Annotated in this window: 9 protein-coding genes; 3 read left to right on the top strand and 6 right to left on the bottom strand. The window is 27.1% G+C overall.

Going from position 1 to position 12,040, the window contains the following annotated elements; all coding sequences use genetic code 11:
- Positions 1–253: 253 nt before the first annotated feature.
- Positions 254–853: an AAA family ATPase gene (locus tag TY07_RS14150; RefSeq protein WP_042401406.1), complete on the bottom strand. Its 600-nt coding sequence runs from the start codon at positions 851–853 to the stop codon at positions 254–256.
- Positions 854–1,053: 200 nt separating this feature from the next.
- Positions 1,054–1,989 (bottom strand): type I phosphomannose isomerase catalytic subunit, encoded by a 936-nt coding sequence (locus TY07_RS14145; protein WP_042401403.1) that lies wholly within the window; start codon positions 1,987–1,989, stop codon positions 1,054–1,056.
- A gap of 424 nt (positions 1,990–2,413) precedes the next feature.
- On the opposite strand from TY07_RS14145, the gene TY07_RS14140 reads away from it, so the two are divergent.
- Together TY07_RS14140 and TY07_RS18130 are read left to right on the top strand one after the other, a co-directional pair.
- Positions 2,414–2,587 (top strand): hypothetical protein, encoded by a 174-nt coding sequence (locus tag TY07_RS14140; protein WP_242833267.1) that lies wholly within the window; start codon positions 2,414–2,416, stop codon positions 2,585–2,587.
- Positions 2,588–2,638: 51 nt separating this feature from the next.
- A complete protein-coding gene (locus TY07_RS18130; RefSeq protein WP_156327845.1) occupies positions 2,639–2,806 on the top strand; it encodes a hypothetical protein in 168 nt (55 codons plus the stop codon).
- A 243-nt stretch (positions 2,807–3,049) separates the two neighbouring features.
- Here TY07_RS18130 and TY07_RS17455 read toward each other — a convergent pair whose 3' ends face one another.
- On the bottom strand, positions 3,050–5,284 hold the full coding sequence (locus TY07_RS17455) for a bifunctional diguanylate cyclase/phosphodiesterase (protein ID WP_198134008.1): 2,235 nt from the start codon (positions 5,282–5,284) through the stop codon (positions 3,050–3,052).
- 365 nt (positions 5,285–5,649) lie between these two features.
- On the opposite strand from TY07_RS17455, the gene TY07_RS14130 reads away from it, so the two are divergent.
- Positions 5,650–7,443 (top strand): ABC transporter ATP-binding protein, encoded by a 1,794-nt coding sequence (locus TY07_RS14130; RefSeq protein ID WP_042401396.1) that lies wholly within the window; start codon positions 5,650–5,652, stop codon positions 7,441–7,443.
- Between the two features lie 207 nt (positions 7,444–7,650).
- Here TY07_RS14130 and TY07_RS14125 read toward each other — a convergent pair whose 3' ends face one another.
- The 3 genes from TY07_RS14125 to TY07_RS14115 all read right to left on the bottom strand — a co-directional run bounded on the left by TY07_RS14125 (position 7,651) and on the right by TY07_RS14115 (position 12,032).
- Complete coding sequence (locus TY07_RS14125) at positions 7,651–7,878, bottom strand: hypothetical protein (RefSeq protein WP_198134007.1); 228 nt, start codon at positions 7,876–7,878, stop codon at positions 7,651–7,653.
- A 382-nt stretch (positions 7,879–8,260) separates the two neighbouring features.
- The gene (locus TY07_RS14120; RefSeq protein ID WP_042401389.1) at positions 8,261–11,080 is read right to left on the bottom strand and encodes a YfhO family protein; all 2,820 of its coding nucleotides are present in this window, start codon (positions 11,078–11,080) and stop codon (positions 8,261–8,263) included.
- Positions 11,061–12,032: a glycosyltransferase family 2 protein gene (locus TY07_RS14115; RefSeq protein ID WP_042401386.1), complete on the bottom strand. Its 972-nt coding sequence runs from the start codon at positions 12,030–12,032 to the stop codon at positions 11,061–11,063. The genes TY07_RS14120 and TY07_RS14115 overlap by 20 nt, the downstream gene beginning before the upstream one ends.
- Positions 12,033–12,040: the final 8 nt, after the last annotated feature.

Here is a 12,040-nt window from a genome sequence, read left to right as displayed (position 1 = left end):
ATGCTAAATAGTACTATATATAAAATTATAATAATAAAATAAAAAACTACTTTATAAATTCCTAAAGCATAAAAAATTTACTTCGTAGGATATTAGTTTTACTGACGTCACAAGGTTATCCGTAGATTCTGACTTTTTATATTTTACTAAAAAAATAAAAAAAGGCGGTTAAAATCTATAAAAATATAGATTTCCCCACCTTTTCACATTTTAAAATTATCATTAATTTTAAAAATATATTCGTTTAATAAAATTACTTTTCTACAACTTCCTTAACCTTAATAGGTTGTACAATTTCCTTGTTGATTCCAACAATTTTCATAATTTGTTCAGATCTTTCCTTAGTTGATCCCTTAATTACTGAATACTTAACATTTTCAGCATCTAAGAATCCTAAGATAGCCTTGTCCACCATTTGTGCAACTTCTTCATCTTGCCATCTAACTCCATCTTTCTTGTAACCAAATTCTCTTGGTACAAAGAAAATGTGATCATATTGTGGTAGATCTCTGATTGCTAAGCTATATAAATCATTTAAGATTTCAATTTCTTTCTTAGTTCTCGTTTTATCTCCAAGCATTAATCTTCCGTATATGTAAGGTACAAAAGTAGCATAGTCAGTTATTGCATAATCATGTGAATCTAAGCTCTTTTCTAAATGTAATTGACCTAAGTAAATTCCATATTGTTCTGAAATTGATTCAATCATTCCCTTATCTCTTAAATAATCAGTACTATATTCTGTAGCAACTCCTACATTTATATCTCTGATTTTTAAATCTACGTATAATTGTTGAATTAATGTTGTTTTTCCACATCTTGGTCCACCTAGTATAGCAATTCTTACTGGCATCGGCAATTCCTCCAAATATTTATATAAAATTTCATTTTTTTATTCGTATCCTTGAGAAATTTAATTATACCATAACTATTATATTTTTCAACGACAATTTTTGCTATTTTATGATATCCCTACATATAGATTATACTATTCTATAATTTATATGTAGGTAATTTTATAAATTGTGTTTTCATTTAGTGGACTTATAAAAATTACATTGGGTAACTTTTAATTACTTCAACATTTCCTTTTACAACATACTTTCCTAAAGTAGCTGGAATTAAATAACTATCTCCCATTTTGATTTCTTCTGAGAAACCTTCACCTTCGATAGTTCCATTACCTTCAACACATGTCAAAATGAAGAACTTTTCTTCATTGCTACAATCAGCCCATTCACTTTCAACATTGATTTTCTTCATTCCAAAATACTTATTTTCACAAAAATCAACCTTTGAGAATCCATCAAATTTAACAACTTCGTTATTAGATAAATTTGCTGCTTCTAAATCAAAGTTAATTACATCAAGAGATTTTTCAACATGAATTTCTCTTGGTCTTCCATAATCATAAACCCTATATGTTACATCTGAATTTTGTTGAATTTCAGCAATTATTAATCCTTCACAAATAGCATGAACTAGTCCACTATTAATTAAGAAACAATCACCTTTTTTAACATCAACAACATTTAAGTAATCTTCACACTTTCCTTCTTCAATTGCTTTAGCAAATACAGCTTTATCACAGTTTTTTGTCCCAACGATCAATTTAGCTCCTGGCTTAGCTGCAACAACATACCAAGCTTCAGTTTTACCAAATTCATTTTCAACTCTCTTCGCATATTCATCACCTGGGTGTACTTGTACAGAAAGTTTTTCTCTTGAGTTAATTAACTTAACTAATAGAGGGAATTTTTCTGTGCTAACCTTAGTACCAACTAATGAATGTCCAAACTCTTCAATTATTTCAGTAAATGATTTTCCTTTTAATTCACCATTTGCAACTATTCCTGTTCCATTTGGATGACAAGCAATATCCCAGCTCTCACCAATATCACCTTGTGGTAAATTTGTTCTAAATTCTTCTAAATCTCTTCCGCCCCATATTTTATCATAATAAAGGTTCTCAAATCTTATTGGATACATCACTTTACTCTCCTTTTATATCAAAATTCCACTGTAAACATTTTATTTTAAATTCATTCCTATTTTATCCTATAGCTATAATAAAAACAATTATATTTATTTATTATTAAGTGACTATTTTTCAGATTTTATTTGCTAACCTTTTCCTCATATATCCAAGTATATTTATTACCTGTCCATCAAATAATACTAATATGGTTAGGAATATATTTTCTTAGGCTATCGAAAATATAAACTGAATTCTTATCTTAAGATGGAGTTAAAACTTCATCTTGAAGTTAGAATTCATTATCTAATGGCTAACTGTTGTTATCTTCCAACTCAACAGGTGGAAGTGTTACATAAGCTAGCCATCAGATAAACTAAACCTTATCCAAATAAAATTCGAGGAGGGATAATCTTGAAGGATAAGTCTAACGTTTATTTGCCACACGTAAGAAGTTATTATGATCCTGCCAGCGAATCATTAGTAAATAATTCGTCAATAAAATCGGATACAGATACTTCAAAATCTGAAGCTGATCCAATTGTAGTTAATAATATCGCTTATAGCGAATTTGACTATATTGGCGATCTTTACGACGATTCTGATATCTAACTTATAAACTACTTGCCATTTAAGCTAGGTATTAATTAAAGGAGATATGTCATGGCTAAAACTAATGATAAGAAAAAAAGAATTAGAGGGATTACACCTTCTAGCAATACCGAACTTCCTAATCCTCTAAATAGTTTTAACAGTCCTCTTGGAAGCTTGAATAATAAGAGCAAAGAAACTATTCAACAACAAAACGGCAAACAAAACTCTTTGTTTTAGTTAGCACCTCAAAGTGAAAAGCAGGTACAAAATAATCTTACTATTTTGTACCTGCTTTTTTAAGTGATACTCTAAATCTTCGATTTAGTCAGTAGAACTTACTCCTGGGCTTTAGGATAATGAGTTTCATTTTTAATACTCTAAATTTTAAATTTAGTTAGCCAAAATCCCCATCCTAAGCCTGCCACTTGCTAAGTTTCTCATATGCCACTTCTTATTTTCCAGGCCTTTTAATCTTATCACTTAGAAATTGTCACCGGTTCCAGTCCTATCACAACTTAAGGCTTTCTTTAATTCATCTAAAGGTACTGGCTTAGAGAAATAGTATCCTTGGAAATAATCGCATCCTATTTCACTTAAAGTATTAAACTGTTCTTCAGTTTCAACACCTTCAATTACAGTTTTCATATCTAATAAATGAGCAATATTTTTTATATTATTAACTATCTTATAATCAATATTTTTTCCACCATCAATAAATATCTTATCAATTTTAAGAATATTTAAATTATACTTCTTTAAATAACTGAAAGATGCATAACCAGTTCCAAAATCATCAAGAGCAAGCTTAGCTCCAAAATTATCAAGTAAATGTATATTATCATAAACAATAATATTTTCTTCTAAAACTACAGATTCAGTAATTTCAAAGCAAATTTGTGATAAATCAACATTATACTTATTTGCAATCTCCTTAACATTTTCGGCAAAATAAAATTCCATAAGCTGAATCGGAGATACATTTATACTAATTTGAATATTCTCTTGGCCATTTTTAAATTCATTTAAATTCTTAAATACTTCTTCTATTATCCAATAACCTATCTTAACAATTTCTCCTGATTCCTCTGCATAAGGTATAAAATCCATTGGCGAAACAAATCCAAGTTCTTTATTGTTCCATCTAATAAGTGCTTCAACCTTTTTAACTATCTTATCTTCATTTACTATAGGTTGATAATATAAAACAAACTCATGATTATCAACTGCACTTTTAAGCTGTTCCTTAATATTTTCAATCTTAATTATATTACTATACATATCATCATTAAAGAATACAAGCTTTTGATTTTTGAAATTCTCCTTTGCAGAATACATCATAAAATCACTTTTATCAATTAAATCATTAAATGTTTCTGCATCCTTTGGATAAACAGCAACTCCAGCAGAAAATTCAACTATTATTTTAGTATTATTAAACTCTATAGGTTCATTGAATTCTGCAAGTAACTTTTCATTATAAAACTTCTGAAGCTCTTCATTTCCTTCATAAGAATGATAAATAATAATAAATTCATCCCCAGAATATCTCGTTACAATTCCTTTTTCGTCTAAAACTTTTTGTAATCTATCACTAAAACTAATTAATAATTCATCACCAGCACTATGTCCAAAAACATCATTGATATATTTAAACCTATTCAAATCAATAAATATAAGTGCAAATTCAGAATTACACTTAATCATTTCACTGCATAATAAATGTAACATTTTCCTGTTTGGCAATTTAGTCAATTCATCATAATAAATTAAAGTTTGAATTTTCTTATCAAAAGACTTACTTAAAGAATTTGAAATAAGCTCTAATTGTTTAAACTCATCAATATTTTCTAAATCAATATTATTTTTATCTAAATTACTTAATAACACCTTTAATTTATCTAAAGATTTAATAACTGGTCTAAATGCTACCTTAATCATACGAATTAAAGCTAGTACAAATATAAATCCAGCAAAAGAAAAGATTATAATTCTAATTCCATTAATCCTTTTCATTTCTTTATAATAGGCAATAGATTTTTTATTAAATTGAAAATAAATATCACTTTCATTGCCAATTGGATTATATAGTTTCTTCACATGACTGCTACTACTATTATCTATTTCTTTTATGATTCCATTTTTACTATAATATGTATTATCATCTAATTGAATATATGTATTAAGGTCCCCCATATAGAAATCTGATTCCAAACTATTAATTAAATCATCAAGATATACATCTAAAATAGCTGCGCCTAAAAATTCACCATCATTTGGAGAATAAATAAAATTTACTATTGAAAAAGACTTTTTTCCAGTATAAATATCATTATGAATATCTGTAATAATGCTATCCTGTTTATTATCTAAATACTCATCTTTCATCCATGATCTTTCCATTATATCATAGTCACTATTAAATCCTTGATTTCTAAATATGTATTTACTTGGTTTGCTAACTATATTTATGGTATGTAGAAATGTAAAATTTTCTAAATATGATTGGAAATTTTCTAACTCACTAATAACTTGTTTTTTTTCTTCAACACTTATGTCACTAACTGTTCTATTATCTTCTAGAATTTCAACTATCTTATCACTAGTTGCAAGCTTGCCAACAACTTGTTTTAGTAACTCAATATCAGAGCGAATTTTTTTATCTACCGCTTCATAATGAGCAGTACAAGTAACTTCTATACTCTTTTTTAGCCCCAAATTCATTAAAACTCCATTAATAAATATTAATAGCGTTATAAATATGAATCCTATTGCTACCAATTTGAAATTCATCCTTTTTGTAAAGATCAATTTTTCACCTCATTAACTATTATTTGCACCCTAACTATTTAATTATATAATAACATATAATACTACAATTTTACATATTTTTTTCAATTTTATTTCCATAATCAAGTAATTTTTATTTGAAAATTTATATATCTTCATTTTTATATTTCATACCTTTTATTTCTCTTTAACTTTTACTATTTTAATTTAGTTTGTTGTAAGTTTTTTACTTAAATGTTAAAATATTAATAAAGCAATATTTACATCTTAACATAAGATTGAAAGGGGAACTCATGGAAAACATAAAAAAGTTAAAACCAACAAAAGAGCTTTGGATAAAGATAAAATGGATGGCCAAATATGCTAAACCAGCTATCCCATTTTTAATATTTTCAATAATAGTAAATGTTATTTTTTCTTTACTTGGAATATATAACGTTACAGTCTCAAAATCATTAATAGATTCAGCAATTAGTGGTGATTCAGATCAAACTATAAAATGGCTAATTATAATGCTTGTTATTACATTAATTAGCATGCTCTCATCACCAGTAACATCTTTTATGAGCACACATTCCTCAACAAAGCTTACTCAAAATATTCAAAGAAAAATATATCAACATATTCAGTGTAGTGACTGGCTTGAACAAAGTAAATTTCACTCAGTAAGCTTATTAACAAGAGTCACTTCAGATGTAAGCAATATTAGTTCTGCTATTCTTGGAACTATTCCAAGCCTTGTTTCATTAACTGTTACATTGGTAGGATCCTTTTATACTCTTATAACATGGGCACCTTCAATAGCCTTTGTTGCAGTATTCATCGGACCTTTCTTAGTTATAGTAGGAAGATTTTTCAGTAAAAAGCTTAAAGATTTATATAAAGAAGCTCAAGAAGAAGATGTTAAATATAGATCTTTTATGCAAGAATCAATACAAAATATAATGATTGTTAAAACTTTCTGTATGGAAAAAATAAATATGCACAGACTTGTTGAGATTCAAGATAATAAATATAGAATTGCAATGAGAAATACTAAGCTTTCTGTTATGACTTCACTTTCAATGAGTTTTTGCTCATCTCTAGCTTACTTTACAATATTCACATGGGGTGTTTTAAACATAGCTAGTGGGATATCTACTTATGGTACCTTTACAGGAATGCTTCAATTATATAGCAAAGTGCAATCTCCATTTTCATCTTTAGCAAGTATGATTCCTGGTCTTATTTCTACTATAGCTGCTGCAGAAAGACTTATGGAAATAGAGGCTATTCCAGTTGAAAAAATGGCCAATGAAAAGGAACTTGATGATATTGCAAGTAAAGAAGTTGCTTTAGATAGTATTAAATTAGATAATATCATTAATAAAGATGCATGCCTCTTTAATAGACCTGACATTATATTTGATAATGTTTATTTTGCATATAAGGATGACAATTATATTTTAAATGATATCAATTTAACTATTAAATCTGGTGAAACACTTGCTTTTGTTGGTCCATCTGGTGAAGGTAAAACAACTATGATTAGGTTGATTTTATCTTTAATAAACCCAACTAAAGGTAATGTACTCCTTAGTGAGGATGATCTAGTTAAGGATATGAATAGGAACTTCAGAAATCTTATTTCTTATGTACCTCAAGGTAATACATTATTTTCTGGAAGTATTAGAAGTAATCTTCTTTATGGTAAGCCTGACGCTACTGATGATGAAATTATAACCGCATTAACTAGTGCTTGTGCCATTGATTTTGTTAATGAACTTGAAGATGGACTTGATACTATGATTGGTGAAAAAGGCGTAGGTATATCTGAAGGACAAGCCCAAAGAATTGCAATTGCTAGATCTTTCTTAAGAATAAAACCTATATTAATTCTTGATGAAGCTACTGCTTCTCTTGATCCTGAAACTGAAGTTAATGTTCTTAAAGCTGTACGTTCTTTACCTAGCAAGCCAACTTGTATTATTATAACTCACAGACCGTCTGCTCTTAATATTTGTAATAGAATTATGAAGCTTGAAAAAGGTCATTTAAGACAAGTTAGTAGAGAAAGTATTTTAGAAGTTGCAAATGAATTAGTATAAAAAACTTACCCACATGTCTAATAAAGATTATTTTTATTAGACATCTGGGTTTTTACTTTTAATTTAAAATTTCTTTTAATGTATAAATAATAACTTAATTATATAATTAATTATTTAAAGCTAATCTAATATTAAACCAACTTCACAATTAAATCAAAATTTTTTACTAATTTTTATTTTTTTAATAAATTATCTCTTTTAATATAGCTATGAATTTTGTACTCCTTGTCCTGCTAAACATGTTTTATTATTTGCTGCTATATATGGACATCTAGGTATTTTGTTTATATCTCCATCAGGTAAATGGTCATTTACCCCTGCACCTTGCCCCATAGATGAGCATTGCCATTCTATTTCTCCACTATTCCATGTAGGCCCTAACATGCCAGATGGCCATGTAGTAAGTCCTAACATGCACGTAGAATTTCCTGGCACTTGAATAGAGCTTAAAGCACTTGTTTGTTTAACGTCTAATTTTTTTACATTTTGGATTAATCCATTCCTTCTTCATAAAATTCTCTCCTTTTCACCCTAAAAATAAAATTATATTATCAAATCTATTGAGTAAACGTTTAAAGTTACTTTTAAAAATTTGATAATATTTCTAAAACATATATTTTATGTATATTAATATTCTACCCCTAAATTACATATCTTACAAATATCTTCGCAAGATATATAAGATTATGTTAAATATTCTTTATTTTTGTTTATAAAAGCTTTTAATATTAATGAAATTATACTTATGTTTTCTAATTTTTATTATGAAAAAACTTAGATGCAAATTAAATATATGAATTTGCATCTAAGTTCACAATTAATTTTTTAATCTACATTCATTATTATTGTATACAAATACTTTCATAAACCCCTCATAAGCTATACAACTTACTAAAGCTAAAAATGAAATTATAATTCCTACCATTAACCCTGGCACCTTATACTTAAGCTCTATAACATGCTCACCTTCACTGAATTCTTCTGTGTCAACATCTACACCAATCAATCCATCCAATATCTTTACATATTCAACCTTCTTACCATCAATCTTCACTGTCCATCCTTCATCATAAGGTATAGAAGTGTATATCAAAGTCTTATCCTCAGTAACACTTATCTTCCCTTTAACATAACCATCCCTATAATCAGTATCACTAATAATATTTTCCTTTAAATTATTATAAACTTCTTCAAATTCATCAACATCACAAGAATAAATCTGCAATTCCTTTAAATATAGCTTATTAGTATTTAAATTAATCTCTATTCTTATATCTTCGCCCTTATTAAATGTCCCGATATACTCCACATTATAATTTCTACTATCAAATGCAGTAAATTTTCTAACTCCATTGATAGAGACTCGTACTTGATTACTACTAACAGTCCCACTTTCATATGCATTAGATTTTAAAAACATATACACTGGATTATTATCTTCCGCTTCAACTATAAATGTAATACTCGATGCCTTTTGCTTATCCATTCTTTCATAACATACTTCACCATTATTTATGGTTGAAATTAAATTTTCAGATATTATTTCCTTTACGTTTAATGATTTATTAATAGCTTTTTTAGTATTTACCATTGAGCTTAAAAGTCTATTATTTAATTCAAATGCATTAACATCTAAAGTATCTATATATTTTAAACTATCATTAACCATAAATGCTATAGGTAAAGCAAATAGATTTTCATAAACTATATAATCTCCCTCTTCTAAAACCTTCTTATAATATTCATTTTCTGTATAGTGATTATCAGAAAAGTTTTCAGATTTTTTTGATGCTATTTGATATTTAACTCCTAATAACGAATCTATACTAATAAGGCTACCCCTATTATACTTTTCAAAAATACTACTTGTCTTAAAGCCCATATTAGCCATGAACTTTCTTGTATTTCTATCATTTGCTGAACTTGAATGAGTAATACCATAATAATTTAATAGCATTGGATCATCATAAGTATTAGCAAAAACTTCTTCCATTCTATAAAAATTATTCATATTCTCTTTTAATTCATCAACTATTGGTTGCATTTCATTAATATAATTGTATATACGTACTCTTGATACATAGCTTTTCAACTTTAAACAACTATATGCATTAATACTTAATTCTATAAAAACAATAGTCACAATTAATATATTTATGATTTGTTCTAGTTTTATTTTTTTTACATCCCGTAGCTTTTTTCTATTATTATCAACTTTTCCACACTTACTATAATCTATAGGTTTATTAACACACCTAACATTACCTTCAGTACATCTATAAAATTTAACTATTTTACATAACCATTGGTATACTGATAGACTAAAATTCCACTTCTCATCCTTATTAAAATTACTCCAATTAGCTAATTTAATTAAAATTATATAAACTACAAAAAATAAAAATGTTAATAATATATTCCATAGAGATAAACCTTCATAATCACCATATAAAATATATCCTGTACATCCAACGCCTAATAAAATTATTATAGCTATTTTTAACTTCGATATATTTTCATAACTTATAAACTCCTTATAAGCTAAAACAATTACTAAAAACGATATTAAAAAGGAAAACCTATATGCAAATCCTACTGGATAATCAAATCCATGCCATATTAATACTAATGTGCTAATAAAAATACTTAATAAAAGTACAAACATAAATATTCCAGATAAAATTCTCTCCTTCCTACTTATGTTCTTATTTAAAAAATATAATATCCCTAATACAGTTATAATAACTCCACAATATATATTAGGGTAATTTCCCATTATTTGTCCCAAACTATAGTTTCCAATAAAAAGCTGAGCAATTACTTCATCTAAACTCATCATTAATTTAGGTGCTTCTTGAAAAAGCCTAAACTTTGCCTTTCCTGAACTTAATGATAATACTGTTGGAATAAGTATAAATGCTGATAATGCAACTGATAATATAGATGCACCTATAAAACTTCCTAGCTTTATTAATTTAACCTTATTATTTAATATTAATTTATAGATAAAGTACAATCCTGAAAAAATACATATCATATATCCAATATAATAATTCGAAACTATTGCTATAAATAATGATATTACATACAATTTACACTTGTTTTCATTTATAAGCTTGTCTACCCCTAATATAACTAAAGGTAATAAAACAACTCCATCTAACCACATTATATTAAGTTGAAAATTAATATTATATGCCATGAAAGAATAACATAATGAAAACATTATTACATTTATATCTCTTTTCTTAAAGCTTTGTATTAAATATATTGTAAATGTTAATGAGGATAAACCTATCTTTATTAATGTTATAACTACTATAGTCTCTGCAATATAAGCCTTTGGAAATAATCCTATAATTAAATTTAAAGGACTTGACATATAATAAGCAAAAAGCCCTACAGTATTTCCCCCTAAACTCTTACTAAAACTATAAAATAAATTTGCCTCACCTTTTAATACATCTTTTATATGCCCTAAAAATCCAACATATTGTAAGTACATATCACTATTTACTATAGTCTTATCTCCCACTGGGTATATACCTATTAGAGCATAAATTACTACCATTAACATGATAGGAACAATAAATGAGAATATATAAATATAATTCTCTTTAAACTTTAACTTCTTCATCCACTTCAATTTCCTTGTTATCTAGTATTTTTTCTTCTTTTACTATATATAATGGTCTTTGCTTTGTTTCTAAATATACTTTCCCTAAATACTGCCCAATTATTCCAAAAATAAGCAACTGAACTCCACTTATTAATACTGTAAATACTATTAAGATTAAGCTTGTTGATATATTTACATCCATCATTAAGTATTTAATAATTAATGATACTCCTAACACTGTTCCTATTAAGCATAGCAATGCCCCTATTACTGTTAAAATAATTAGTGGAACAGTAGAAAATCCTATTATTCCATCTATTGAATAAGCAAATAATTTAAATAATGACCATTTACTTTTACCTGCAACTCTATTAACATTTTCATGTCCTATCCATTTAACATTAAATCCAACCCATTGAAATATTCCCTTTGTAAATCTACTTTTTTCTTCTATTGAAAGTACAGCTTCAAGGAATTTTCTATTCATCATTCTATAATCTTCCTCACCTTGTATAAAATCAAGTTCTGTAATCTTACTTGCAAGTTTAAAAAAGATTTTTGAAAAAAAATATCTTATTTTATTTTCACCTTTTCTATCTATCCTATAAGCTACTACACTATCATAGCCTTCTTTTGTTATTCCATAATACATATCCTTTATTAATCTTGGTGGATGTTGTAAATCTGCATCTATTATAACTACATATTCACCACTTGCTGCTTTCAATCCAGCATATATTGCTGCTTCTTTACCAAAATTTCTTGAAAATGATATATATTTCACTTTACTGTCCACTTTTGAATAACCTTTTATTATTTCTAATGTTTTGTCTTTTGACCCATCATCTATAAATATTATTTCAAACTTTACCTTTTTCATTTCAGAGGTAACTTTCGTAATCTCCACATAAAAGCTTTTTAATGCATCTTCTTCGTTATAGCATGGTACTACAACAGTTATTGTATCCATGAGATTAA

This window comes from Clostridium saudiense (assembly GCF_000577815.1).
Lineage (GTDB): Bacteria > Bacillota > Clostridia > Clostridiales > Clostridiaceae > Clostridium > Clostridium saudiense.
This window is presented reverse-complemented; position numbering and strand designations above follow the sequence as displayed.

Coding starts and splice junctions, on each gene's coding strand:
- TY07_RS14145 (WP_042401403.1), bottom strand. CDS start 1,989: ATGTATCCAATAAGATTTGAGAACCTTTATTATGATAAAATATGGGGC.
- TY07_RS18130 (WP_156327845.1), top strand. CDS start 2,639: ATGGCTAAAACTAATGATAAGAAAAAAAGAATTAGAGGGATTACACCT.
- TY07_RS14150 (WP_042401406.1), bottom strand. CDS start 853: ATGCCAGTAAGAATTGCTATACTAGGTGGACCAAGATGTGGAAAAACA.
- TY07_RS14115 (WP_042401386.1), bottom strand. CDS start 12,032: ATGGATACAATAACTGTTGTAGTACCATGCTATAACGAAGAAGATGCA.
- TY07_RS14120 (WP_042401389.1), bottom strand. CDS start 11,080: ATGAAGAAGTTAAAGTTTAAAGAGAATTATATTTATATATTCTCATTT.
- TY07_RS14130 (WP_042401396.1), top strand. CDS start 5,650: ATGGAAAACATAAAAAAGTTAAAACCAACAAAAGAGCTTTGGATAAAG.